Genomic DNA, 25,205 nt, shown 5'->3' on the forward strand with positions numbered 1-25,205 from the left:
AGCCAATAGCTATAAAGCTCCCCTGAAAAATTTCACCCCTAAATCCCCAAGTATCATGAAAACAAGTATTAACCCCGTATCTAGATTAGTTTTAGTAGCCTTAATATGGTTGGCTTTTGCCCCAAACACGGTAAAGGCTCAGGAAACAACAAACAACTACAACGTAGTTAGCCCTTTCCACAATCAACTGTTCTTTAATAGGTTTATGATTAACCCTACGTACTCTTTGGTTAGAGAAAACAAAACTTATTTAAACGTCCTATTAAGAAATCAGTATGCCGGATATCAAGATAACAATCAGAACTATTACTTAGGTTTCAGCAATAAACTGGACAAAAACACGGCACTTGGCTTGGGTATGTACGGACAATGGTCTGGGGTTATACAGGAATTTGGTTTTAATGCAAATTATGCTACAGGTGTAGCTTTAGGTGAAAAAAGTGCTTTAACCTTTGGGGCAAATATTAAATATATGAGCATTGGTTTAGATAAAAATAGAGCAGTTGCCAATGAAAACGATCCTTTGATTCTTGAAGCTACAAAACAAAACAAAATTGCAATAGAACCAGGTATTAACCTTTCTATTGGTGGGTTCGATTTTGGATTGCATATGATAGATATGGTCTCTTACAACCAGACAAGTGATGAGATTGTTACCAACTTAGGACTAGAGGGTATGAGGAGTACGGTACAGTACACTCACAAATTTGAAAATAACAGGGGAATTTTAGAAGAAGGAAGGGTAATGCCTTTAGTACAAGTAGGTAAAACTACAGAAGGTGAAATGACGTATACTGGATCACTTTTATTGGATTTACCAAAATTTGGATGGTTACAAGGTACCTATGACAAAAAATATGGATTTAGTTCTGGTATAGGTTTTAATCTAAACAAAAAACTATCCTTAGGGTATGTAATGGGTAAAAACTTTAGCAATACTGGTGAAAATTTAGGGTGGAACCATGAATTATCTTTAGCCTACAGCTTTAAAGATGATTTAAGAGGAACAGGTATTAATGTAAACATTGCAGAAAGTGGTTCTTCTGAAGATGCACGTGTAGATGAAATAGTTAGAAACTACGAAGAGCAATTGCACTCTTTGAAAGAACAGATGAGAGAAGAAGCGGTTTTAGAAGACACAGATGGCCTTGCTTATGAAAACAGATTGGTACTAGACCAGTTAATCTTAAGACAAGACTCTATAGAAAAAGCCAGGGACCGTATGTTCGAAAAAAGATTTGAAACCATGGTACGTCTTATAAGACATGAGGTAAAGCAAATATTAGACAGACCAGAACCAGTTAGAAAAGAAAAGAAACAATACTATGGCTCTAGATTGGCAGAAAACAATACTAAGAAAGCCGTAGAGAAGGTAACTAAAAAGCCGTTTAAAAGAGATTATGACGATTCATTTATTCGTCAACATAAAAATGCAGACAACGTTGGTGTTAAATCAGGTTACTATGTTATAGCAAATGTTTTTAAGAACAAAACTTACTTAAATAATTTTATGAGTAACCTTAAAGAACAAGGTTTAGACGCCAAGAAGTTTTACAATAAAGAAAACGGATTATACTATGTATATCTAGCAGATTTTAACAGTAAAGAAGATGCTTCTTTGGCAATGACAAGCAACCTTGACGGTTCTTATTCAGAAGACAAATGGGTAATGGAAGTTTATAACAATCCTGTGGCAACAGCAGAAGTAACCTTTACGGAATAAAAGATGAAATTAGGTTAGCAAAACAATATTGAAAATAAAGACTTGGGGAAGTTTTTTGTGGTCTTAAGCAGGTTAGCGTGCTTAAGGCCACTTTTTTTTGCCTATGAAAATCAACTAGTTAAAACCCAATACAAATAATTTTTGTGTGTTTTGTCGAAAATTCCTACACAAAATTATTAGGTTTTAAAAAAAATTATAAATTGCAGCATAATAATTTAAATCCCCGAGTCTATGATTACCTACTTTTACACTTACCAAAAATTCTGGCAGTAATACTTTTATTAAATAGCTAAGTCTCCTTTTTTAAATCGGATGTCACAAGTTTGATTTTCATCAAAGAGATTACCTATTACTGTGCTTTAGGCATCAAACCACTGGTGGCCTACAGAAATTTTATTCTGAAATTCTAACCTAATTGAATTTTAGAAGCTAAGATTGCTTTTTACAACCCCAAATCTTTTATTTATGAACGCTAACACTTCAAGAGTTATTGTCATAGACAATGACCCCATTTCAAAAAACAAGTTTGAAACTTACTTTTCACATTTAGGTAATTATGACCTAATAGGTGTATTCGACTCTTTTAACGAGGTCTTGGACCAGTATAAAAAACTTAATCCAGATATCATTATTTCAGAAGTTAACCTTAAAGGAATCAACGGTTTAGAAGGTATTACTATGTTAAGACATAAAAAATATACTCCTAAATGTATTATGATTAGTGAGGTTAATGAGCTAGATTTGATAAAGAAAGCGTTTAAAGCTGGTGTTAACGGATTTTTAACTAAACCCTTAACATTAGACCGATTATTAAATGCCCTGGAATCTGTTAAACAAGAAGGTACCGCTCTTAGTTATGATGTAGCCAAAAAGGTAGTAACGGTTTTTCAGAAAAAACAATTTGAGTTTTTATCCAAAAGAGAGAACCAAATTGCAGATTTATTAATGCAAGGCCATACCTATAAGACCATAGCGCAGCAATTATTTGTAACGCCAAGTACAGTAAACTTCCACATTCAAAACATTTATTTAAAGCTAAATGTAAATTCTAAATGGGAAGCATTAGAAAAGTTGAGAGAAATGGAAATGGCAGAACTCAAGTCCGCTTAAGGAATTGATTACAAAAGGGTATTTCGTCTATTTTCTATACAAAATACCAGATTTAAGGTTATATTGTTATACTAAAAACCGTTATTCGGTAGTTGTAACAGTATAACCTTAAATATTTAAAATGGAAAACCAAACCAACCCTGTTCAGCCCTTTGTTGGACAATTAGAAGACCAAGCAAGAGTTGCCTTTTACAAAAAAACCTACGCACATTTAGCGGGTGCCGTATTACTTTTTATTCTAGTAGAGACCTTATTTTTTCAACTAGATGGTATATTAAATTTAGCTTTGTCCTTAACTGGAGGTATAAGTTGGTTACTGCTATTAGGTGGTTTTATGTTGGTAACCAATTATGCAGAGAAACTAGCATTACGTAGTAACGATAAGAAAATGCATTATGCAGGATTGGTTCTTTACGTAGTTGCAGAAGCCTTTATTTTTATACCCTTAATTTTCATGGCTATGTATATGGCCCAAGATGGCGGTTTTGAAATTTTGAACCAAGCGGCTATTCTAACTTTAGCTTTATTTTCTGGATTAACCGCGGTAGTTTTTATAACTAAGAAAGACTTTTCCTTTCTACGTTCTATACTAACAATTGGATTTTTTATTGCTTTGGGTCTAATAATAGCAGGAGCGTTATTCGGTTTTAATCTAGGTCTTTGGTTTAGTGTAGGAATGGTAGTGTTGGCTTCTGGTTCAATTCTGTACCAAACTTCTAATATGATACATAAATATAATGAAGAGCAATACGTTGCAGCTTCATTAGGTCTATTTGCTTCTTTAATGTTGCTATTCTGGTATATACTAAGTATTCTATCTAGAGACTAAAATAAATATTGTCATAAATAAAAAAACCCTGATGAATAATCATCAGGGTTTTTAGTATTATAAACGCTAGTGGTTTATTTTACTTCTTCAAAATCTACATCTTCAACATTATCGCCTTCAGATGCTCCATCGTTTGCTCCTGCAGCTCCCCCAGCGTTCGCAGTTGGGTCACCACCAGCTTGTGCAGCCTCTGCTTGTGCTTTGTACATCTCTTCAGATGCTACCTTCCAAGCTTCGTTAATTTTCTCTAATGCTGGAGAAATCACCGCAAGGTCTTTGGTTTCATAAGCTTTCTTTAACTCCTCCAAAGCTTCCTCAATCGGTTTTTTCTTATCATCAGAAAGTTTATCTCCAAACTCGCTCAATTGCTTTTCAGTTTGGAAAATCATACCATCAGCTTCATTTAACTTATCTGCTGTTTCTTTGGCTTTCTTATCTGCCTCTGCATTAGCTTCTGCTTCTGCTTTCATTTTTTGAATTTCTTCTTCTGTTAATCCAGAAGACGCTTCAATTCTAATGTCTTGAGACTTACCTGTTGCCTTATCCGTTGCAGATACTTTAATAATACCGTTGGCATCAATATCAAAAGTTACTTCAATTTGAGGTGTACCTCTTGGCGCAGGTGGTATTCCGTCTAGGTGGAACCTACCAATAGTTTTGTTATCTGCTGCCATTGGTCTTTCTCCCTGTAGTACATGTATTTCTACAGAAGGCTGGTTATCAGCTGCCGTAGAGAATACTTGTGACTTCTTTGTTGGGATGGTTGTATTTGCTTCTATTAATTTAGTAGCAACACCGCCCATGGTTTCAATACCTAAAGAAAGTGGTGTTACATCTAACAACAATACATCCTTAACATCTCCTGTTAATACACCACCTTGAATTGCAGCACCTACAGCTACAACCTCATCTGGGTTAACCCCTTTACTTGGTTTTTTACCAAAAAATTTCTCTACAGCCTCTTGTACCGCAGGGATTCTTGTAGAACCACCAACTAAAATAATTTCATCTATATCACTCTTAGATAAGCCTGCAGATTTCAATGCAGACTCACATGGTGCTATAGTTCTCTTTACTAAGTCGTCTATTAATTGTTCAAACTTAGCGCGACTCAATGTTCTCACCAAGTGTTTAGGTCCAGAAGCTGTTGCTGTTACATAAGGTAAGTTAATTTCTGTCTGTGCAGAAGAAGACAACTCAATCTTTGCTTTTTCAGCAGCTTCACGTAGTCTTTGCAATGCCATGGCATCTTCGCGCAAATCCATGCTTTCGTCGGCCTTAAACTCTTCTGCCAACCAGTCAATTATTTTCTGGTCAACATCATCACCACCTAAGTGTGTATCACCATCTGTTGCCAATACTTCAAAAACGCCATCTCCTAATTCTAGGATAGAAACATCATGCGTACCACCACCAAAGTCAAAAACAACAATTTTTTGGTCAGAATCTTTCTTGTCCAAACCATAAGCTAAAGAAGCTGCGGTTGGCTCATTAATAATACGCTCTACCTTAAGACCCGCAATCTCACCTGCTTCTTTTGTAGCTTGTCTTTGAGAATCGTTAAAGTAAGCCGGTACCGTAATTACCGCCCTAGTAACGTCTTGACCCAAATAATCCTCTGCCGTTTTCTTCATCTTTTGAAGAATCATTGCAGACAATTCTTGTGGTGTATATAAACGCCCATCTATATCTACACGTGGCGTATCATTATCTCCTTTTACTACGTTATAAGGAACTCTGTTGGCCTCTTTTTGACTCTCAGAAAATTTGTTCCCCATAAAACGCTTTATGGAATAGATTGTTTTATTTGGGTTGGTTACCGCTTGCCTTTTTGCAGGGTCTCCTACCTTTATCTCACCACCATCCACAAATGCAATTACGGAAGGGGTAGTTCTTTTACCTTCTGCATTGGGTATTACAACAGGCTCGTTACCTTCCATTACAGATACACAAGAGTTGGTAGTACCCAAATCAATACCGATTATTTTACTCATGCTAAATATTTAAGTTTTTTACTATTCATTTTACACCCCAACTATGTCAATGTTCGTGCCACGGAACTTTACTATGACAAGCTGTCAGTTTTCTTTATATACCTGATAGTTTGACCCTACTTCATCCAAAAACCAAATTTGCCATATTCTAAAATTTCATTGCTATTTTAAATATATTCCATAATACACAAGGATCTATTTGCTTTATATTTGATTAATCAATAATTAGGTATGGAGTGCATTAGTGTTTTTGATATGCTGAAAATTGGTGTAGGACCCTCTAGCTCCCACACCCTAGGGCCATGGCGTGCGGCCGAAAACTTTATAAAGCACCTTGAGCAAGAGGCTCTTTTATCTAAAGTTAGTCAGGTATCCGTATTATTATATGGTTCACTATCGCTAACGGGTGTTGGACATGCAACCGATAAAGCTGTTGTTCTTGGTTTATTGGGTGAAGACCCCGTAACTATGGATTGTGACACCATAGAACCTAAAATAACAGCAATTAAAGAGTCTAACCGTATAAAATTAGGGGGGCAATTTACCATAGCCTTTGATTATGAAAACGATATTAATTTTTTAAAAGAATTTTTACCTTTCCATGCCAATGCATTACGTTTTATAGCACAACTAGAAAACGGAAAAAAAGAACAACAAACCTATTATTCTATAGGTGGTGGTTTTATAGTACAAGAGCAACTAGAAAATGCCAAAGAAAACAAGCTAATTTTTAAACAATTCCCCTACCCTATTTCTAATGCTACCCAACTAATTAATTTTTGCCATACGGAAAACAAAAGTATTCCAGAGTTGGTATTGGAGAATGAACGTTCCTTGAGGACCGATGAAGAAATAGATCAAGAATTAAACCGGGTTTGGACTACTATGTTGGAATGCATGTACACTGGCTGCCATACACAAGGCACCTTGCCAGGTGGTTTAAACGTAAAACGTAGAGCTACAGAAATACATGATAAATTAATTGGTTCTAAACCCTATAGCAACCCAACCGAATGGATTTACAGCATTAGAGATACCGAAGTGCGGTTTAGGCAAATCATAAAATGGGTAAGCTGTTTTGCGTTATCCGTAAATGAGGTAAATGCTTCTTTAGGGCGGGTGGTTACGGCACCCACCAACGGCAGCGCAGGGGTGATTCCTGCGGTTTTAATGTATTATCTGGTGATTGAAAATCATGATGGAAATTTTGATGATATTAAAACCTTTTTATTGGTAGCCGGTGAAATTGGTAGCATCTTTAAAAAAGGTGCCACCATTTCTGCGGCAATGGGCGGATGCCAAGCAGAAATAGGCGTATCTTCTGCTATGGCAGCAGCTGGTTTAACACAATTAATGGGTGGCACGCCAGAGCAGGTTCTTATGGCGGCAGAAATTGCCATGGAGCATCATTTAGGACTTACTTGTGATCCTATTGGCGGCCTAGTACAAGTTCCTTGCATAGAACGTAATGCCATGGGCGCCATAAAAGCTATTAACGCATCTGAGTTAGCCTTAGATAGTGACCCGGCATTTGCCAAAGTACCTCTGGACAAGGTTGTGCAAACCATGTGGGAAACCGCTAAAGATATGAGTAGTAAATACAAAGAAACATCCGAAGGTGGTTTGGCCGTAGGCGTTAATTTGAGTGATTGTTAAACCTATTCTTTAAGGCTAATTTTAAAAATAACCGCTAAATCATTCTTTGTTGTTTTTGGTGTGTAAAAAGAAAGCCCATCTCTAGAATGTTTAAATTTTATCCTATCCGCACTACCCAACATTTCAATTTTTTGAATTTTATAGTTTTCACCAGGATGGTCCTTAGAAAAAGACTTCAAGCTAATTTTAGTATTTCCTCCGGGCCATCCCATCAGTATCGCATATAGCGTATTACCATCTTTACTTTGTGTAAAACGTATATTTTTAAAGGTATAGGGAGATGTATTTGCCCTGCCTTTCATTTCTGTATTTGGCCCTTCGCCAAATACTTTCCATGGTTTGGTGGCATATATACCTTCCCCATTTATAGCAAACCAAGCCCCAATATCCTTTAAAATCTTAATAGTCTCATCATCAAGGGTACCGTCTGCTTTGGGTGGTACATTAAGCAAAAGGTTACCATTTTTAGACACAATATCTATTAGCTTATCTACAACGGCGTTGGCATCTTTATAATCCGCTGTTTTGTTATAGCCCCAAGGGCCTATAGAATCGTCTGTTTGCCATGGATTCTTTCTTATTGTTTTACTCTTACCACGTTCAATATCTAAGGTGGCTATTCCCTCAAAATAAGGAGCTCTTTTTGCCCCTTTATTTCCTTTGTGCGTAATTATACCCTCAGGGTTTCTATTGTAATACCACGCGAAAAATTCGAAACCCGTTTTACCGTTATCCTCGCCGGCAAATGGTACTGCAGAATCTAGATAAATAAAATCTGGACTATAATTTTCCGTTAAGTCCTTCATTCTAAGCAACCAATAATTTCGCCACATCAATGGCGGGTTTTCCGTATCTGCTCTATTATCATCAGCATAAGGAATGTGATATAAATCCTGAAACTCAGGATTATTACCATCATAAGGTATTCCCTTGTAAGGTCCTATGGTATCACTTCTGTGACTGGTTTGCATCCAAGAAATAGACCTAGCCATATGGGTGGTAACTCCAAAACGCAAACCATACTTTTTTGCAGATTTTTGCATCATTCCCAATAAATCCTTTTTAGGTCCCATATTTACAGCATTGTAGGGCGTGTATTTTGAATTCCATAATTCAAAACCATCATGGTGTACCGCACAGGGTGTAAAATATTTGGCCCCAGCTGCTTTAAACAATTCTAACCAAGCATCTGGGTCAAATTTTTCGGCTTTCCACATGGGTATAAAATCTTTATAACCAAATTCGCTTGGATGGCCATAATTTTCAAGATGATATTTGTACACCTCGTGCCCTTCCATGTACATTTCGCGAGCATACCATTCCCCGTATTCTGGAACAGAGTAAACTCCCCAGTGTACATATATACCAAATTTGGCATCGCCAAACCATTCTGGACATTCATATTGTTTTAATGAAGCAAGGTTTGGCGCATACTTTTGTGATTGAAGTTGCCATACTATTATCCAAAACAGGAAGGGAAGTATTTTTTTCATCTGGAAATTACCTTAATAATTTTCTCAATAATACAAGAGAAATATCTGGAAACCATCCTTAACTATCCTGCTAGAGGTGAGCTTTCTTACTCACAACCCTCTTTACCTCGAGTATCAATTAAATAGATAATCTTCCATTTGCCTTCAAAATTTATAAGTTGAAAAGAATTTACGCCACAATGAGATAACGTACCATTTAACCAAAACTCATACCCTACCCAAGCATTAGCCATGGTTCTATCCACTTTTATGTCCCAAGATGTGAGTTTTTCATTAAAAGAAACTGTATTTGGTATGGTAGCGATATTCTTGTAGAGGGCACCTATTTTATCTGTTTTCAATATCGTGTTACCTTCTTTATTTTGAGCGGTAGTCTGTAAAACTACTTGGTCAAAAACCTCCTCTTTCATAAGTAGCGAATCTTTTGCGTGGAACCCCTCAAAAAAACGTTCAATAGTTTTTTTTACAGCAGTTTTAGCATCGTCTTGGGCAAAAGAATTTAAAGACAATAAGGAGATTAGAAATAATACAATAGATTTTCTCATGATAATGATGATAATTATAGATTTCAAATTAATCAAATCTGCTTACTTTTATCAGCAAAGCAAAATAAATGTCAACAGCAAAAAAGAAACAATATAAGAGAGTAACCGTAAAATCTCTAGTAGAGATGAAACAAAACGGTGAGAAAATATCTATGCTTACGGCTTACGATTATTCCATGGCAAAAATTGTAGATGCGGCAAATGTAGATGTTATACTTGTTGGAGATTCTGCCAGTAACGTTATGGCGGGCCATGAAACCACGCTTCCCATAACATTGGACCAAATGATTTATCATGCCAGTTCTGTAGTACGTGCAGCCGCAAGGGCATTGGTGGTTGTAGACATCCCATTTGGTAGTTATCAGGGCGATTCTAAAGAGGCGTTACGTTCTGCCATTCGTATTATGAAAGAAAGTGGTGGGCATGCTGTTAAAGTAGAAGGCGGTTCAGAAATACAAATATCTATTAGCAGAATACTTGAGGCCGGCATACCGGTTATGGGGCATTTAGGTTTAACACCACAGTCTATTTACAAGTTTGGAACATACACCGTAAGGGCAAAAGAAGAAGAAGAGGCAGAAAAATTAAAGAGTGATGCCAAATTGTTAGAAGAACTAGGTTGTTTTGCAATAGTGTTGGAAAAAATACCCGCTAAATTGGCAAAAGAGGTAGCGGAAAGTGTTTCTATTCCGGTTATTGGAATTGGTGCCGGCGGCGGTGTTGACGGCCAAGTTTTGGTAGTGCATGATTTATTAGGAATGACACATGAATTTAACCCAAGATTTTTAAGAAGGTACATGAACCTTTATGATGAAATGGAAAGTGCTATTTCTAGTTATGTGAAAGATGTAAAAAGTAAAGATTTTCCTAACGAAGAAGAATCATACTAAACCAATTGTGAAAACCAAACACATTTTTATTCTAGCACTAATTTTAATCAATTTTGGATGCGACCAAATTTCTAAAGAATTGGTACGAAACAAAGTAGAGAACAATGCTTATATACCATTGGTAAAAGACAATCTAATTTTAACCAAAGTAGAAAATACAGGGGCAGCCTTAGGGTTTGGAGCTAATTTTTCTCCTTGGATAAAAAATGTATTGCTGAATATTTTACCATTGACGGTGCTTTTGGTTTTAATCTATCGCATATTTAAAAAATCTAATCTAGATAAATGGGTTTTGGTTGCTTTTGCCTTTTTAATAGGCGGTGGATTGGGTAATTTAATAGATCGCTTTTTGTATGGTTCCGTTACCGACTTTTTTCATTTAAGAATAGGTTTATTAAAAACTGGTATTTTTAATATGGCCGATGTATCGGTAACCATAGGCGCCATTTGTTTAATAATAGCTATGTTGAACACTAAAAACGAGTCCAAATTAAATCCACAGTAGAAAATTTAGATGTACTCTATGAGGACAACCATGTTATAGTGGTAAACAAACGTCCTGGAGATATTGTACAAGGAGATAAAACCGGGGATACCCCTTTGTCCGATATTGTAAAATCTTGGATAAAAATAAAATATGATAAACCAGGAAATGTTTACTTGGGCGTGGTACACCGGTTAGATAGGCCAACCTCTGGAATTGTACTTTTTGCCAAAACTTCTAAAGCCTTACCTAGGTTAAACAAACTTTTTGCTGAGGGCAAAACACAAAAAACTTATTGGGCGGTGGTAAAACACGTTCCAGACACCAAAGAAGCTACTATTACACATTGGCTAAAGCGAAATCCGAAACAAAACAAATCATATGCCCACACCAAGGAAGTACCAAATAGCAAAAAAGCCGTTCTTAGTTACAAAACGGTAAAAGTATTAGATAATTATTTTTTATTAGAAGTAGATTTACATACAGGAAGACACCACCAAATACGTTCACAATTATCGGCAATTGGTAGTACCATTAAAGGCGATTTAAAGTATGGAGCGGACCGTAGCAATAAAAATGGCAGCATACATTTGCACGCACGTAAATTAGCCTTTACACACCCGGTTAGCAAAGAAGCTATTGCCATTAAAGCTAAGCCTCCAAAAGACCCTATTTGGGATTCTTGTATTTAAAGTCGTTTTTAGTATAAATTTTATATTATGAAAAATAACCTTTTATCCCTTATACTGCTTCTTTTTCTATCTTGTAGCAGCTATAATTCTATAGACGGTTTTTATGAGGCACATAAAAACGATAATCAAGTTACTGCTTTTAGAGTACCCCAATTCATGTTTTCTCTTTTACGCAATATTTCTCCAGAAATGAATAGTCTTGTTGGCGATACCAAAGACTTGCGTTACATGCAATTTCCTATCGCCACAGATAAACAAGCCCAATTTTTAAATAATCAGATGAACAGTTTTACGGGCAGTGCATTTATAGAGATTTATAGGAAAAACGACAACTTAAAGCGAAACGTTGTCTCCATAAGGGAAAAAAGAGATGTTGTTAAAGAAATTTTGGTATACAAAAATGATAATACCAACGGCTCCTTTCTTTATTTTAAAGGTAATTTTGACCCAGTGCAAGTACGTAAAATGGCTAAAAACAATGATTTTGAAACGTTTGGCCAAAAACTAGTGCCGCAACTACTTAACAGCAACTAAACCACTATCTAATTGCTTGTAATGACTTCTCTTTAATTATTTCTGATACAGGTCTGTTTTGCAAATGACTCTCTAACCAAGACAGAATATCTAAATATAAAAACGCACGTTTTTCATACGGGTGGTCTTCATACTTCTTTAATTCATCATAAAGCTTTTGAAATTCCGCCTTTAAGTCGGTTGGGTAAATTTCCCCTAAATTTCTTAAGAACTTAATCATTTCCTTTTGTACGGCATGCAAGTCGTTCATTTTAAGCAAAAATTTATAGGTGTTTTTTAATTGTACCTCTAAATGGTAATCCATACCTGCCTCGTAGTGAGCCACCAGACTTAGAACGCGAGAAAAACACATTAAATCTTCCCGCATTTTAAGGTTTTTATTGTTGATGATGCGTTTTAGATAAGCAATACAATTTTTATTATCGCCAACCCCAAAATATAAGCATGCTATTTTGTAATACAAAAGCATTACATGGTGTTCATCTATTTTATCTTTATGTTTTTTAATACCATACTCCACAACGTTGACCAAGTAAAGTCCACCTTCAAAATTACCTTCCATAAAGTGATGGTTCAACTTATTGCTATTTACATAAATGAATGCAAGCGAAGCCAAATTATCGTTTTTAGGAAATTTACTATTAGATACGGTTTCTTCTAATCTATTCAAGGTGTCCTTAAACAAAGAATTGTATTTAATTAAGAACAGGGATTCTAACAAATAATGATTGCCTTTTAGATAAAACACAGGGTTTAAATATATCATTTCTTTGTGCTCATAAAAAAGCTCTACCCATTTACTAGAATATTTAAATGCACCCAAGAAATCTTGCGTTAGAAAACTATACCATAAATGTGCTTTATAAAGCCATAATTTTTCTCTAAAACCTAGCTCGTCCAGTCTATATTTGGGCAAATGAGAATCAAAATAATCCTTTACCTTTTTTAAATCAGCATCATTACGTACGTAGCCCACCTTTAGCATCATACTATACAACTGTAGGGAGAGGTTAGATAGTTTACTAGTCATTACGTTGTGTAAACTTAACTCCTTTGCCTGCAGCGCAAGTTCATCTGCACGGTCTGGTATGCTTCTGGTAATGTATTGTGTTTCAATAATTTTCTCTAGTTCAACAATTTCATAGGCCACGTTTTTTTCTTCATTTTCAATGGCCATAGATTTTGCCTTTTCCAACAGCTTTAAACTCTGTTTATATAACCCTTTTTGGTACAATATTGTAGCAAAATCCAACTGTTCCCTAATTTGTACCCGTATGGTCTGGTTTACTGGATTTAAACGCAAACTCACCAATATTTGCTTATACAGATGGGCTTTTAAATTAGATAGTTGCGCTTTTTTTACGATTCCACTTTCTAGAATTTGTTTTTCATTATAGGCTTTCATCTTATCCAATAGATTAAAAAGCGCTAAAAATTTGGCGTCCGTATTTACCCCTAATCTTCCAACATACAATTTAAACTGTCTCTTTTCAGATTTAGATAAAGATTTAATAAGAACGAACAACGTATCCTTAGAGGTGCTTGTCATCGTAAAAATATATAACTATTATTTTGATTATCAATTTGTTACATCGCACATTTTTACACTTAACGTTGTAACTACTCTGTCTTATGTAATAGATTTGATTTTCACCTTTTTACTTTCGTAAAGATTAGATAAAATCAATTTATAAGATGGGTAAAGATAAGGTACATATTTTTGATACAACACTAAGAGACGGAGAGCAGGTCCCTGGTTGTAAGTTAGACACGGAACAAAAATTGGTCATTGCTTCAAGGTTAGATGAGTTAGGTGTAGATGTTATAGAAGCAGGATTTCCCATTTCTAGCCCTGGTGATTTTCAATCTGTAGAAGAAATTGCCAAATTAGTGAAAAATGCAACCGTCTGCGGATTAACACGTTCCGTAGAAAAAGATATAGAAGTAGCTGCTCAAGCCCTAAAATATGCCAAAAGACCAAGAATACATACTGGTATAGGCACATCTGACTCCCACATTACCCACAAGTTTAAATCCAATAGAGAAGATATACTAGAAAGAGCCGTTGCCGCTGTTAAATATGCAAAGAAATTTGTTGAAGATGTTGAATTCTATGCAGAAGATGCGGGTAGAACAGATAATGACTATTTGGCTCGCGTTTGTGAAGCTGTTATAAAAGCAGGAGCAACAGTACTTAACATACCAGACACTACGGGATATTGTTTGCCTGAAGAGTATGGAGCAAAAATGAAATACCTTAAAGAAAATGTTACAGGTATAGACAAAGCAATATTATCTTGCCACTGCCATAACGATCTAGGTTTGGCCACGGCCAACTCCATAGCAGGTGTAATAAATGGTGCCAGACAAATAGAATGTACCATTAACGGTATTGGAGAACGCGCGGGTAATACTTCTTTGGAAGAAGTTGTTATGATTATGAGGCAACACCCTAACTTAAATTTAGATACCAATATAAACAGTAAGCTGCTATATGATACAAGCTTAATGGTTTCCCAAAAAATGGGAATGCCCGTACAACCCAATAAAGCTATTGTAGGTACAAACGCATTTGCCCATAGCTCCGGAATACACCAAGACGGTGTTATTAAAAACCGCGAAACCTATGAAATTATTGACCCTGCAGAAGTAGGTGTTAGCGAATCATCTATTGTACTAACCGCACGTAGTGGTAGGGCTGCATTGGCTTATAGGGCTAAAAATGTGGGCTATGAATTAACAAAGCTTCAATTAGATAAAGTATATCAGAATTTCTTAAAATACGCAGACCGTAAAAAAGAAATAGAAGATAATGATATACATGAGATTATAGAAACAAGTGAAGTGGGAATAAAGAGTTTGGTTTAATAAATTACTTTATATGAAGTACAAAATTGCCTTGTTGCCAGGAGATGGTGTTGGTGAAGAAGTGATACAGCAAGCAAAAAAGTGCTTTGAAGCGGTAGAAGAAGTATTTCATCACGAATTTATATTTCAATTAGGAGTTATTGGAGCGAAAGCCATAAACACCTATGAAACTGCGCTTCCAAAAGACACCCTTAAAATTTGTAAAAATTCAGACGCCATTTTAGTAGGTACAATTGGCGACCATAAATTCAATAACAATCCTGTAGCCGAAATTAGACCAGAACACGGTTTAATTCAGTTGCGCAAAGAATTGGGCTTATATGCCAACATTAGACCTTTACGTATTTTTCCAAGCTTGGTAGATAAGTCTCCCTTAAAAGCAGAGATTATTAAAGGAACAGATATGTTAATCTTTAGGGAACTTTCTAGCGGAATTTATTATCAAAACAAAGAAGACGTACCCAAAGCACAAAGTGCATCTGATGTTTGTAAATACACAGAAGAAGAGATAAGCAGAATAGCCCATTTAGCCTTTAAAGCTGCTAAAAACAGAAACAATAGGGTTACTTTAATTGATAAAGCCAACGTACTAAACTCTTCTAAATTATGGCGTAAGGTGGTTAGGGATATTGCCCAAAGCTATCCCGATGTGGCATTAGAATATCAGTTTGTAGACCATGCCGCCATGAAAATGATAGCAGCACCAAATCGGTATGATGTTGTTTTAACAGAAAATATGTTTGGCGATATCCTAGCAGATGAAAGCAGCATGATAAGTGGTGCCGTAAATACCCTACCCTCAGCTTCGGTGGGTGAAAAACAAGCACTTTTTCAGCCAGTACATGGTCCATACACAGAGTTAAAGGACAAAGATTTGGTCAATCCCGTTGCAACCATTTTAGCCACAGCCATGCTATTAGAACATTTTAGGCTGTTTGAAGAAGCCATGGCCGTAAGGGAAGCAGTAGATAAATCTATCTCAAATGGAATTGTAACCAAAGACTTGGATTCTAATAGCCAATATGGCACCAATCATGTTGGCGATTTTATTGCCAACCATATCTTGGGTCATGATGACCGTATTAACATGAACAATGAAAATATAGATTTAGGAAAATCTACTATTATTTAGATTATTCTGCTAAAAGTGTAGCTAAGGTTTCCTTGAACTCTTCTTTAAACTCTTTGTACTTTTCTCCAGTTGCAGGACCATTAAAACCTGTATGTATTTTACGCACTACGCCTTTTTTATCTATGTAAATTGTAGTTGGGTAAGAGAGTACTTGGTTCAACATAGGTAATTTTTCATTTGCCTTGGTTTTACTAGAAGTACCTATTTGAGCCAAGAGAACTGGATAGGGAACCCCTACTCTATCTTTTAACCTATTAATTCCCTGCATGGCTTTTTCTTTGGTTCTTGCATACTCAAACGCCAAAGCCACAAACTTTAAATCATTGATGGGGTTTTCCTTAAGGTATTCCACGTAATAATTGGTCTCATCTAAACAATTGGGGCACCATGTTCCCATAATTTGCACCAATACCACTTTATCTTTGAATTGAGCATCAGAAAGACTTACCATTTTGTCATTTGTATCTGGAAAGCTAAAATCAAATCTATCATAGCCCTCTTTCAAAAAAGTTAAACTGGACGCATCCGGCAATTCGTAAGCATCATCCCTAGTGGCTTCAAAAGCAGCTTTATAATGATTACCAGAGTAAAAATTTCCGTTCAAAGTGGAATCGCTTGCTTTAGCTAAAAACAGAAATACGTGTGCCCCATCAAAAGTAGATAGTTTTAAGCTATCTCCATCAACGGTACCTTCCAAATAGCGGTAATCTCCAGTAGTGGTTCTAAATGTGCCCGTAAGCTTACCTTCATCTTGGTAAAACGTACCTTTTGCCATGTACGTTTCCCCATTCTCCTCGGTAAATTTGGTTTTCCAAATACCCGATAAGTCTAATGTAGAAGGCTGTGTATTTATAAATCTTTTGTTGTTATTATGTTTTGCAATAAACGGAACGCTTCTATCCAAACTTTCTTTGATAAACTGCCCATGTATTTCGTTAGGAGTAAACGTACCGGCAATATAACCTTCAAAAACTGGCATTCTAATGTAAATTGAATCGTTTTTAAAAGTAATGTCATCAATTATAAAACGTTCATCTGAATTAAATACGGTTATTTTAAAATTAGTATCAGCAGTATTTGCCTTATCTAAGGTAAAATTAAAAGGAAGCATTTGATTATCCATAACTTCCATTTCTGCCCTCCAAGTACCCACCATAGGCTCTATTGCCTTCTTTTTTGAACAGGATACCAACAAACAAAAGAACGCTAATAGGCTTAATTTAAAATACATAGGTTATTATTTTTAAACGATAAGGAATTAAAGGTAAAACTAAAGGACCATTCTTTAAAATCTAAGCCACTCTTAAATTGAATCTACACTTGCAATGTTTTATATTTGCGAACTTTAAACATGGTCAATGAAAATATCATATAACTGGCTAAAGCAGTTTATACAGTTAGATTGGGAAGCCCCAAAAACAGGAGAACTACTAACCGATTTAGGACTTGAGGTAGAGGGCATACAAAAATATGAATCTGTAAAGGGCGGATTATCCGGAGTTGTGGTAGGGCATGTTCTTACCTGTGTACAACACCCAAATGCAGACCGTTTAAAATTGACCACGGTAGATATTGGCCTTGATGAACCCGTGCAGATAGTTTGTGGGGCGCCAAATGTAGATGCAGGCCAAAAAGTACCTGTGGCCACTGTGGGCACAACCTTATATACAGCCGAAGGTGAACCTTGGAAAATAAAAAAAGGTAAAATAAGAGGCGAAGTAAGTATGGGGATGATTTGCGCTGAAGATGAATTAGGTCTTGGTAAAAGTCATGATGGTATTATGATTCTAGAACCATCTTTGGAGCCAGGTACACCTTGTGCAACTATTTTTGAAATAGAAAACGATGAAATTTTCGAAATTGGCCTAACTCCTAACCGCTCAGATGCAATGAGCCATATGGGCGTAGCAAGAGACTTAAAAGCCGGTTTAGAGCAACAAGAAATTTTTAAGGAATTAATTACGCCTTCTGTTAGTAATTTTAATATTGATGCCCGTTCGTTTAAAATAGACGTAGACGTGCTAGAACCAAAACTAGCACCTAGGTATTGTGGTATTACCATAAAAGATGTTCTTGTACAAGAATCACCAAACTGGCTCAAAAATAAACTAAAAGCAATAGGGTTATCCCCCATCAATAACATAGTAGATATTACCAACTACGTATTGCATGAACTTGGCCAACCCTTGCATGCTTTTGATGCCTCAAAAATAAAAGGGAACAAAGTAGAGGTAAAAACATTAGCGGCAGGCACAAAATTTGTTACACTAGACGGGGTGGAACGCTCCTTAGATGCAAATGACCTAATGATTTGTGATGTAGAAAAACCTTTATGTATTGCCGGTGTTTTTGGAGGCTTACATTCTGGAGTAACAGAACACACTACCACCGTTTTTCTAGAAAGTGCCTACTTTGATCCGGTAAGTATTAGAAAAACAGCTAAAAGACACGCCCTAAATACTGATGCTTCTTTTAGGTATGAGAGAGATATAGATATTAACCTTACCAAGTATGCCCTTAAACGAGCGGCAATGTTAATTAAAGAAATTGCTGGCGGTGAGTTTTCTTCAGAAATAGCGGATTTATATCCAGTAAAAAAAGAAGATTATCAAGTATTCTTAACCTTTGAGAAAATTAATAAGTTAATTGGGGAAAACCTACCCAAAGACACGATAAAATCTATTCTAGCCGCGTTAGAAATTAAAGTAAATAATGTAACCGAAACCGGCCTGGGGCTCACCATACCTTCTTATCGTACAGATGTACAAAGAGAGGTAGATGTTATAGAAGAAATATTAAGGGTTTACGGGTACAACAACATTGGTATTAACCAAAAAATTACTGCTTCCGTTGCCAGTACGTCCAAGTTTGATAATCACCGTTTACAAAATATAGTGGGTAATCATTTAGCCGCAAACGGATACTATGAGATTATGACCAACAGCTTGGTTCCTATAAATCAAAAGGACAATCTTGGTAAAGCTGATAGTGGAAAACAGGTTACTATACTAAACCCGTTAAGTGCAGACCTTTCTAAATTAAGAGAGACACTTTTATTTAGTGGGCTAGAAACCGTTGCCTATAACCACAATAGAAAACAAGGAGATTTACGATTATTCGAGTTTGGAAAAACGTACAAGAAAACCAATGATACTTTTGAAGAGCAATATCATTTAGCTTTGTTTCTAACGGGCAATCAGACTGAAAACAATTGGCTACAACAAAATAGAAAGAGCGACTTTTTCTATTTAAAATCTGTAACCATTTCTATATTAGAACGCTTAGGCATTGCAAATTCTATAGAAACACCAACAGCGTCTGCTTTATTTTCCGAAGGTTTAGATTTAATGTATAATGATAAACTTGTAGTTTCTTTTGGGCTAATAAAGAAGCCTTTACTAAAAGAATTTGGCATAAAAACCGAGGTACTTTATGCTGATTTTAATTGGGATGTTGTTTTAGAATTGGTCAAAGCTCATGATATAAAATATAAAGAGGTATCTAAATTTCCCGAAGTTAAAAGAGATTTTGCATTGTTATTAGATGAAAAGATAACCTTTAAGGATATATATTCTCTAGCTAATGAAACAGAGAAGAAACTTCTAAAAGATGTTAGTTTATTTGATGTTTACACCGGTACCAATTTACCGGAGGGCAAAAAATCCTATGCGGTTAGTTTTACGCTTTTAGACGAAAACAAAACCCTTACAGATAAACAGATTGATAAAATTATGGGTAAGCTAGAAAAGACTTATGCCAATAAACTAGGCGCAAGCTTAAGATAACATCTAAAGAGAAATAAAAAAGCCCAAACAATTGTTTGGGCTTTTTTTATCTGTTTATTTATGTCTTTACATTGTAGTTGGTAAAATAACACGATCTATTTGATGTATTACCCCATTACTCTGATTGTTGTCCGCTTCTGTAATTATCGCTTTATTGCCTAAACTATCCGTAAGCACAATATCTAAGCCACTCATAGTAGCAATTACCTTTTTACCTTGAATAGTTGTAAAAGAAGTTTTACCACCTCCCCTACATAAAGCTTTCAAAATTTTAGATGCCGATAAATGACCTGCGACTAAGTGGTAACTTAAAAGCGATTTTAACTTGGCTTTATTTTCTTCTTTAAATAAATTGTTTAGTTCTTCTGGAGAAAGTTTTCCAAAAGCAGTGTCTGTAGGCGCAAAAAATGTAAAAGGACCATCCATATCTAATACCTCTTCTAAATCTGTTGCCTTTAAGGCAGAATATAGGGTACGATATTGGTCTGATTTCATCGTTTTTTCCGCAATTGTTTTTTTGGCGGATAAATAAAGTCCTGTAGGTATTGCGCTAAGTCCTTGACCTTGTGACATGCAGACCAAAGTAAAGCATAAGAACGCTAGTGTTAAGTAGGTTTTAGATTGGGGGAAATTCATTTTATACAATAGTTACGTTGGTTGTTTGTTGACTTTATCATTGCAATTCATCGACAAACTGCAAAAAACATCGTTAAGATATATCTTTAACACCTATTACCACCTATTTATTAGTGCATTTCATAGAATTTAACTTTTTTTTAACTTTTGATTGTAGGTAAACAATTTTGTCAACTTTATTGGTATGCTATAAATTTGAGATAAAAGCATATAGCTATGATATTATTAAAACGCACGAACATAACAGATTATCTGCAAAAAGCACAGCAAAATGTTGAAGATAGAAATGCGTTTTTTATCAATTTAAAAAGCATTTTAGAGAAACCAAGGGCAATAAATAATTTCAACTTTGATAAATTAGATAGTAGTAATGTGTATCATTTAGATACCATAAAAGCTACATGTGTAAATTATAGATTACGATTTTTAGACGTAAAATATTTTAAGCCACAATTGCCTAAAGAGGCCTTTGAGAAAATAAAGCAACTAGAAATTGAACATAACACCGTTCTGGGAGACCTCAAAATAATGGCACCTTCTAAACTTTTTAAGTTAGAAGATAAGGACGACCCCTTATTATTTGTTCCTATTGGCAACCAACACTACTATTTAATACATAAGTGGGGAAACGATTTACACCCATTAAGAAGATTAATGGTCTGGCCCTTTAAAAATGTTCTTAATTTACTATTGGTACTCGTGACAGTAAGTTATTTAACAACCTTATTGGTGCCAGAAGGGTTATTTTCAAAATCGAGTTCTAGTGCTCAATTTTTGATTATATTTTTCTTTACGTTTAAATCCTTGGTAGCTGTTGTACTATTCTATGGTTTTGCGCTAGGCAAAAATTTTAACCCTTTTATCTGGAACAGTAAATATTTCAATGCTTAACCTACATTACCTAGGTAGTGGCCAAATACATTTTTTCGCGTTGTTCCTTAATAGATTTATCAGACATGTAATCTTCAAAGGTTAAATGTCTATCTATTGTACCGTTTGGTGTCAACTCTATGATTCTTGTGGCTACAGATTGTACGAAGGCATGATCATGTGTCGTCATCAGCAAAGTACCCTTAAAGTTTTTAAGGGAATTGTTGAAAGCGGTAATACTCTCCAAATCTAAGTGGTTGGTAGGCTCATCTAGACAAAGAACATTGGCCCTAAGCAACATCATCCTACTTAGCATACATCTTACCTTTTCACCTCCAGATAAAACATTGCTCATTTTTAATGCTTCTTCACCACTAAATAACATTTTACCCAAAAAGCCCCTAATATGTACTTCTTCCCTTTCTTCTTCGGTTTTAGCGTATTGTCTTAACCAATCTACCAAATTCAACTTTCCATCAAAATAAGAATCGTTATCTGCTGGCAAATACGACTGGGTAGTGGTAACACCCCACTGAAAACTGCCACTATCTGGTTTTTTATTACCCATTACAATCTCATAAAAAGCTGTAGTGGCACGAGAATCTTTTGATATTAAAGCAACTTTATCACCTTTAGCAAGGTTAATATTGATATTATTGAACAATAGGTCTCCATCTTCAGAAGTAGCAGATAAATTCTCTACGTTCAATATTTGATCTCCCGCTTCTCTTTCACGTTCAAATATAATGGCAGGGTAGCGTCTGCTAGAAGGCTTAATATCGTCTACTTTAAGCTTATCTAACATTTTCTTTCTAGAAGTTGCTTGTTTGCTTTTTGCAACGTTTGCACTAAAACGCTGTATAAACTCCTGTAGTTCTTTGGCCTTTTCTTCTGCCTTTTTGTTTTGCTGTGCACGTTGTCTAGCGGCTAACTGGCTACTTTCGTACCAAAATGTGTAATTACCGCTAAACAAGTTAACCTTACCAAAATCTATATCTGCAATGTGGGTACAAACTGCATCTAAAAAGTGTCTATCGTGAGAAACTACAATGACCGTATTATCATAATTTGCCAAAAAGTTTTCCAACCAATTTATGGTCTCGTAATCCAAGTCGTTTGTAGGCTCATCCATTATTAAAACATCTGGATTACCAAACAAGGCTTGGGCTAAAAGCACACGAACTTTTAGTTTAGAGTCCATATCTTTCATGGTGGTATAATGCAAATCTTCCGCTATACCCAAGTTAGAAAGCAACGCTGCTGCATCACTATCCGCATTCCAACCGTTCATCTCCTCGAACATTACCTGCAATTCTCCAATCTTCTCGGCATTTTCATCTGTATAATCGGCATACAAGGCATCAATTTGTTTCTTTAAATCATACAATGGTTTGTTACCCATTACAACAGCTTCCAAAACAGTATATTCGTCATACGCGTTATGGTTCTGTTCCAAAATAGACATTCTTTTACCCGGCTCTAAGTGAACATGGCCAGATGTTGGGTCTAATTTCTTAGAAAGTACTTTTAAAAATGTAGATTTACCAGCTCCATTGGCCCCAATGATGCCGTAGCAATTACCTTGTAAGAAAGCTACATTAACTTCATCAAAAAGAACTCTTTTACCAAATTGAACTGATAAGTTGGATACAGATAACATGTACTGATTTTTAAATTTTGGCAAAAATAGCTAAAAATACTGGCCACGACCAACTTTAAGGATTGTATTTTAATCGGAGAAAAGCTTTGGTTTAACAAGATTTAACTAGCCGTTAACAATGGGATATATGGCCTAAATGTTAGATTTGTTTTCCACCACTAGAGTATGAATAAAATATTACCCTTAATCTTATTTTGTATTTCAATATCCTGTACGGATAATAAAGAAAACAAAGACATAGTTTATTTTGCAGGGGAAATTGTAAACCCCACTAGTGACTTTGTAGTACTATACAAAGACAACAAACCTATAGATTCGGCTGCATTAGACTCAGAGAATAGATTTCAGTTTAAACTGGATAATATTGATGAGGGCTTGCACCATTTTGATCATGCACCCCAATACCAATATGTGTATTTAGAAAAAGGGGATAGTGTGTTAATTAGGTTGAATGCTGCCCCAGCTTACTTTGACGAATCATTAGTTTTCTCCGGGGACAACGAGGAAGTGAATAATTTTTTGATAGAAATGTTCCTGACCAATGAAGACGAAGCTGCTTTAATACGTGAATATTACAAATTGAAACCAAAGGCTTTTTCAAAAAAAATTGATTCGCTAAAAAAGCAAAAAACCGATGAGTTGAATGATTTATTCAACAACGTTGACATAAGTGAGGAAGCCAAAGAAATTGCATCTGCCTCTATCATTTACAATAGCTACCTGCATAAAGAAAGATATCCTTTTTACCACAAGAAATATACAGGAGAATCTAGCATTCACGAGCTAGGGAAAGACTTTTACGCGTATAGGGAAGATTTGGATTTGAATAATGAGGAATTATCCTATTTTAGGCCGTATTATGATTTTCTAAAACACCACTTTGGCAACCTATCTTTTATGGATTGTTATAAAAACTGCGCAGATAACGCCATACCAGAAAATATCAGTATGCTGCATATTAATAGACACAAACTTAAAATGATAGATAGTGTAGTTTCTGAAAAGAAGTTGCGTAATAATCTATTTAGAAATATTGCGGTAGATTATTTAATTAAAGAACACGAAATTAGTAAGGAAAGTGAAGCATTTATTGCAGATTTTAAAGCACTTTCTACTAACAAAGAGCACATAGAGGAAATTAACGATTTGTATGGTAATATAAAATCTTTACAAATAAATCAGGATTTACCAGATTTGGTCCTGGAATGTGCCACGGGAAAAGAAAAGACCTTAAAGAGCATTGCAAAAAATCAAAAAACTGTGTTCTATTTCTGGACCTCTGACCGTAAAAGACATTTTAGAAATACGGTTAACTTGATTAATAAATTACAAAAGGAAAACCCATCCTATACATTTGTTGGTATTAATCTTAAAACAGGTAATGAGGAGTGGCTAAATATGATAGCCGAAAGAAATCTTGATAAAGAGAATCAATTTTGGGCAAAAGATTTTAAAACAGTTCAAAAGACCTTGATTTTAGATAATCTTAATAAATGTATCATAGCTAATGATACTATTATTGTTAACGGCTTTGGTACCATCCAAAATGCCTTTGCTATTAATTAATGTACCATTACATTTAAGCATAAAAAAGCCTTGGTAAGAATCCAAGGCTTTTTTATTTGTTGTAGTTGGGTGTATTAACTATTACCCTTTTTATAATCTGCCAAAAACTTTTCCAAGCCAATATCTGTTAATGGATGTTTTAATAATCCTTTGATTGCAGAAAGTGGTCCTGTCATTACATCAGCACCAATTTTAGCACAGTCTATTACGTGCATTGTATGTCTTACAGATGCCGCAAGAATTTCTGTAGTAAAACCGTAATTATCATATATTAACCTAATTTCATTAATCAAGTTTAAACCATCCGTAGAAATATCATCTAAACGACCGATAAAAGGAGAAACATAAGTGGCACCAGCTTTAGCCGCCAATAACGCTTGTCCTGCAGAAAAAACCAAGGTTACGTTTGTTTTAATACCTTTATCAGAGAAATATTTACAAGCTTTTACCCCATCTGCAATCATAGGAAGCTTAACTACAATTTGAGGATTTAATGCCGCTAAAGCTTCTCCTTCTTTAACCATTCCATCAAAATCTGTGGCTATAACCTCTGCAGACACATGGCCATCCGTTATGGCGCAAATATCTTTATAATGTTGTAAAATATTTTCCTCGCCAGTAATACCCTCTTTAGCCATTAAAGAAGGATTGGTTGTTACACCATCTAAAACCCCTAATTGCTGGGCTTCTTTAATCTGGTCTAAATTTGCCGTATCTATAAAAAACTTCATTTTAAGT

The 25,205-nt window shown here is 35.5% G+C and carries 21 protein-coding genes; 13 read left to right on the forward strand and 8 right to left on the reverse strand.

Going from position 1 to position 25,205, the window contains the following annotated elements; all coding sequences use genetic code 11:
• Positions 1 to 55 precede the first annotated feature (55 nt).
• The 3 genes from ACXAGS_RS06395 to ACXAGS_RS06405 all read left to right on the forward strand — a co-directional run bounded on the left by ACXAGS_RS06395 (position 56) and on the right by ACXAGS_RS06405 (position 3,662).
• Entirely contained in the window at positions 56 to 1,723 is a 1,668-nt protein-coding gene (locus tag ACXAGS_RS06395) for a PorP/SprF family type IX secretion system membrane protein (protein ID WP_474905543.1), read from the forward strand.
• Between the two features lie 465 nt (positions 1,724 to 2,188).
• The gene (locus tag ACXAGS_RS06400; protein ID WP_010516553.1) at positions 2,189 to 2,833 is read left to right on the forward strand and encodes a response regulator transcription factor; all 645 of its coding nucleotides are present in this window, start codon (positions 2,189 to 2,191) and stop codon (positions 2,831 to 2,833) included.
• A 121-nt stretch (positions 2,834 to 2,954) separates the two neighbouring features.
• Positions 2,955 to 3,662 carry a Bax inhibitor-1/YccA family protein gene (locus ACXAGS_RS06405; protein WP_474905545.1) on the forward strand — a complete coding sequence of 236 codons (708 nt, stop codon included), beginning with the start codon at positions 2,955 to 2,957 and terminating at the stop codon, positions 3,660 to 3,662.
• Positions 3,663 to 3,736: 74 nt separating this feature from the next.
• Here the strand turns inward: ACXAGS_RS06405 and dnaK are convergent, their stop codons facing one another.
• Positions 3,737 to 5,656, reverse strand: a complete 1,920-nt coding sequence (gene dnaK / locus ACXAGS_RS06410; protein WP_474905546.1) for a molecular chaperone DnaK — start codon at positions 5,654 to 5,656, stop codon at positions 3,737 to 3,739.
• 231 nt (positions 5,657 to 5,887) lie between these two features.
• On the opposite strand from dnaK, the gene ACXAGS_RS06415 reads away from it, so the two are divergent.
• On the forward strand, positions 5,888 to 7,312 hold the full coding sequence (locus ACXAGS_RS06415) for an L-serine ammonia-lyase (protein ID WP_474905548.1): 1,425 nt from the start codon (positions 5,888 to 5,890) through the stop codon (positions 7,310 to 7,312).
• A gap of 2 nt (positions 7,313 to 7,314) precedes the next feature.
• Here ACXAGS_RS06415 and ACXAGS_RS06420 read toward each other — a convergent pair whose 3' ends face one another.
• Together ACXAGS_RS06420 and ACXAGS_RS06425 are read right to left on the reverse strand one after the other, a co-directional pair.
• Positions 7,315 to 8,805 carry an alpha-L-fucosidase gene (locus tag ACXAGS_RS06420; protein WP_474905550.1) on the reverse strand — a complete coding sequence of 497 codons (1,491 nt, stop codon included), beginning with the start codon at positions 8,803 to 8,805 and terminating at the stop codon, positions 7,315 to 7,317.
• An 86-nt stretch (positions 8,806 to 8,891) separates the two neighbouring features.
• On the reverse strand, positions 8,892 to 9,350 hold the full coding sequence (locus ACXAGS_RS06425) for a nuclear transport factor 2 family protein (protein WP_474905552.1): 459 nt from the start codon (positions 9,348 to 9,350) through the stop codon (positions 8,892 to 8,894).
• Positions 9,351 to 9,418: 68 nt separating this feature from the next.
• Between ACXAGS_RS06425 and panB the strand changes: the two genes are divergently transcribed.
• Genes panB through ACXAGS_RS06445 form a run of 4 tightly spaced genes read left to right on the forward strand, consistent with a single transcriptional unit; the run spans position 9,419 to position 11,950 of the window.
• Positions 9,419 to 10,240 carry a 3-methyl-2-oxobutanoate hydroxymethyltransferase gene (gene panB, locus ACXAGS_RS06430; RefSeq protein WP_474905553.1) on the forward strand — a complete coding sequence of 274 codons (822 nt, stop codon included), beginning with the start codon at positions 9,419 to 9,421 and terminating at the stop codon, positions 10,238 to 10,240.
• Between the two features lie 7 nt (positions 10,241 to 10,247).
• The gene (gene lspA / locus ACXAGS_RS06435) at positions 10,248 to 10,745 is read left to right on the forward strand and encodes a signal peptidase II (protein WP_474905555.1); all 498 of its coding nucleotides are present in this window, start codon (positions 10,248 to 10,250) and stop codon (positions 10,743 to 10,745) included.
• Positions 10,746 to 10,783: 38 nt separating this feature from the next.
• Positions 10,784 to 11,416, forward strand: coding sequence for an RluA family pseudouridine synthase (locus ACXAGS_RS06440; protein WP_474905557.1), 633 nt, complete (start codon positions 10,784 to 10,786; stop codon positions 11,414 to 11,416).
• Positions 11,417 to 11,443: 27 nt separating this feature from the next.
• A complete protein-coding gene (locus ACXAGS_RS06445) occupies positions 11,444 to 11,950 on the forward strand; it encodes a DUF4252 domain-containing protein (protein WP_474905559.1) in 507 nt (168 codons plus the stop codon).
• A 4-nt stretch (positions 11,951 to 11,954) separates the two neighbouring features.
• On the opposite strand, the gene ACXAGS_RS06450 is transcribed toward ACXAGS_RS06445, so the two are convergent.
• Positions 11,955 to 13,499, reverse strand: a complete 1,545-nt coding sequence (locus tag ACXAGS_RS06450; protein ID WP_474905561.1) for a hypothetical protein — start codon at positions 13,497 to 13,499, stop codon at positions 11,955 to 11,957.
• Positions 13,500 to 13,645: 146 nt separating this feature from the next.
• On the opposite strand from ACXAGS_RS06450, the gene ACXAGS_RS06455 reads away from it, so the two are divergent.
• A complete protein-coding gene (locus ACXAGS_RS06455) occupies positions 13,646 to 14,818 on the forward strand; it encodes a 2-isopropylmalate synthase (RefSeq protein ID WP_474905563.1) in 1,173 nt (390 codons plus the stop codon).
• A gap of 13 nt (positions 14,819 to 14,831) precedes the next feature.
• Complete coding sequence (gene leuB, locus ACXAGS_RS06460) at positions 14,832 to 15,950, forward strand: 3-isopropylmalate dehydrogenase (RefSeq protein ID WP_474905564.1); 1,119 nt, start codon at positions 14,832 to 14,834, stop codon at positions 15,948 to 15,950.
• Between the two features lies 1 nt (position 15,951).
• Here the strand turns inward: leuB and ACXAGS_RS06465 are convergent, their stop codons facing one another.
• Positions 15,952 to 17,181 carry a peroxiredoxin family protein gene (locus ACXAGS_RS06465; RefSeq protein WP_474905565.1) on the reverse strand — a complete coding sequence of 410 codons (1,230 nt, stop codon included), beginning with the start codon at positions 17,179 to 17,181 and terminating at the stop codon, positions 15,952 to 15,954.
• Positions 17,182 to 17,308: 127 nt separating this feature from the next.
• On the opposite strand from ACXAGS_RS06465, the gene pheT reads away from it, so the two are divergent.
• Positions 17,309 to 19,735 (forward strand): phenylalanine--tRNA ligase subunit beta, encoded by a 2,427-nt coding sequence (gene pheT / locus ACXAGS_RS06470; protein WP_474905567.1) that lies wholly within the window; start codon positions 17,309 to 17,311, stop codon positions 19,733 to 19,735.
• Between the two features lie 66 nt (positions 19,736 to 19,801).
• Here pheT and ACXAGS_RS06475 read toward each other — a convergent pair whose 3' ends face one another.
• Positions 19,802 to 20,308 (reverse strand): fasciclin domain-containing protein, encoded by a 507-nt coding sequence (locus ACXAGS_RS06475; protein ID WP_474905569.1) that lies wholly within the window; start codon positions 20,306 to 20,308, stop codon positions 19,802 to 19,804.
• 279 nt (positions 20,309 to 20,587) lie between these two features.
• Here ACXAGS_RS06475 and ACXAGS_RS06480 point away from each other — a divergent pair, with 279 nt between their 5' ends.
• On the forward strand, positions 20,588 to 21,262 hold the full coding sequence (locus ACXAGS_RS06480; protein ID WP_474905571.1) for a hypothetical protein: 675 nt from the start codon (positions 20,588 to 20,590) through the stop codon (positions 21,260 to 21,262).
• Positions 21,263 to 21,272: 10 nt separating this feature from the next.
• Here the strand turns inward: ACXAGS_RS06480 and ACXAGS_RS06485 are convergent, their stop codons facing one another.
• Positions 21,273 to 22,901 (reverse strand): ABC-F family ATP-binding cassette domain-containing protein, encoded by a 1,629-nt coding sequence (locus ACXAGS_RS06485; protein ID WP_474905573.1) that lies wholly within the window; start codon positions 22,899 to 22,901, stop codon positions 21,273 to 21,275.
• Positions 22,902 to 23,066: 165 nt separating this feature from the next.
• Between ACXAGS_RS06485 and ACXAGS_RS06490 the strand changes: the two genes are divergently transcribed.
• The gene (locus tag ACXAGS_RS06490) at positions 23,067 to 24,467 is read left to right on the forward strand and encodes a TlpA family protein disulfide reductase (RefSeq protein ID WP_474905575.1); all 1,401 of its coding nucleotides are present in this window, start codon (positions 23,067 to 23,069) and stop codon (positions 24,465 to 24,467) included.
• 74 nt (positions 24,468 to 24,541) lie between these two features.
• Here the strand turns inward: ACXAGS_RS06490 and fsa are convergent, their stop codons facing one another.
• Entirely contained in the window at positions 24,542 to 25,198 is a 657-nt protein-coding gene (gene fsa / locus ACXAGS_RS06495) for a fructose-6-phosphate aldolase (protein ID WP_010519072.1), read from the reverse strand.
• Positions 25,199 to 25,205: the final 7 nt, after the last annotated feature.

Source organism: Croceivirga sp. ABH4_376, assembly GCF_056160685.1.

Excerpts from the sequence above, each read along its gene's own strand:
- ACXAGS_RS06485 (WP_474905573.1), bottom strand. The coding sequence starts at position 22,901 with ATGTTATCTGTATCCAACTTATCAGTTCAATTTGGTAAAAGAGTTCTT.
- leuB (WP_474905564.1), top strand. The coding sequence starts at position 14,832 with ATGAAGTACAAAATTGCCTTGTTGCCAGGAGATGGTGTTGGTGAAGAA.
- pheT (WP_474905567.1), top strand. The coding sequence starts at position 17,309 with ATGAAAATATCATATAACTGGCTAAAGCAGTTTATACAGTTAGATTGG.
- ACXAGS_RS06395 (WP_474905543.1), top strand. The coding sequence starts at position 56 with ATGAAAACAAGTATTAACCCCGTATCTAGATTAGTTTTAGTAGCCTTA.
- ACXAGS_RS06415 (WP_474905548.1), top strand. The coding sequence starts at position 5,888 with ATGGAGTGCATTAGTGTTTTTGATATGCTGAAAATTGGTGTAGGACCC.
- ACXAGS_RS06445 (WP_474905559.1), top strand. The coding sequence starts at position 11,444 with ATGAAAAATAACCTTTTATCCCTTATACTGCTTCTTTTTCTATCTTGT.
- ACXAGS_RS06450 (WP_474905561.1), bottom strand. The coding sequence starts at position 13,499 with ATGACAAGCACCTCTAAGGATACGTTGTTCGTTCTTATTAAATCTTTA.
- panB (WP_474905553.1), top strand. The coding sequence starts at position 9,419 with ATGTCAACAGCAAAAAAGAAACAATATAAGAGAGTAACCGTAAAATCT.
- ACXAGS_RS06465 (WP_474905565.1), bottom strand. The coding sequence starts at position 17,181 with ATGTATTTTAAATTAAGCCTATTAGCGTTCTTTTGTTTGTTGGTATCC.
- ACXAGS_RS06490 (WP_474905575.1), top strand. The coding sequence starts at position 23,067 with ATGAATAAAATATTACCCTTAATCTTATTTTGTATTTCAATATCCTGT.
- ACXAGS_RS06455 (WP_474905563.1), top strand. The coding sequence starts at position 13,646 with ATGGGTAAAGATAAGGTACATATTTTTGATACAACACTAAGAGACGGA.
- ACXAGS_RS06400 (WP_010516553.1), top strand. The coding sequence starts at position 2,189 with ATGAACGCTAACACTTCAAGAGTTATTGTCATAGACAATGACCCCATT.
- ACXAGS_RS06405 (WP_474905545.1), top strand. The coding sequence starts at position 2,955 with ATGGAAAACCAAACCAACCCTGTTCAGCCCTTTGTTGGACAATTAGAA.
- dnaK (WP_474905546.1), bottom strand. The coding sequence starts at position 5,656 with ATGAGTAAAATAATCGGTATTGATTTGGGTACTACCAACTCTTGTGTA.
- ACXAGS_RS06420 (WP_474905550.1), bottom strand. The coding sequence starts at position 8,805 with ATGAAAAAAATACTTCCCTTCCTGTTTTGGATAATAGTATGGCAACTT.
- ACXAGS_RS06425 (WP_474905552.1), bottom strand. The coding sequence starts at position 9,350 with ATGAGAAAATCTATTGTATTATTTCTAATCTCCTTATTGTCTTTAAAT.
- ACXAGS_RS06475 (WP_474905569.1), bottom strand. The coding sequence starts at position 20,308 with ATGTCACAAGGTCAAGGACTTAGCGCAATACCTACAGGACTTTATTTA.
- fsa (WP_010519072.1), bottom strand. The coding sequence starts at position 25,198 with ATGAAGTTTTTTATAGATACGGCAAATTTAGACCAGATTAAAGAAGCC.
- ACXAGS_RS06480 (WP_474905571.1), top strand. The coding sequence starts at position 20,588 with ATGATATTATTAAAACGCACGAACATAACAGATTATCTGCAAAAAGCA.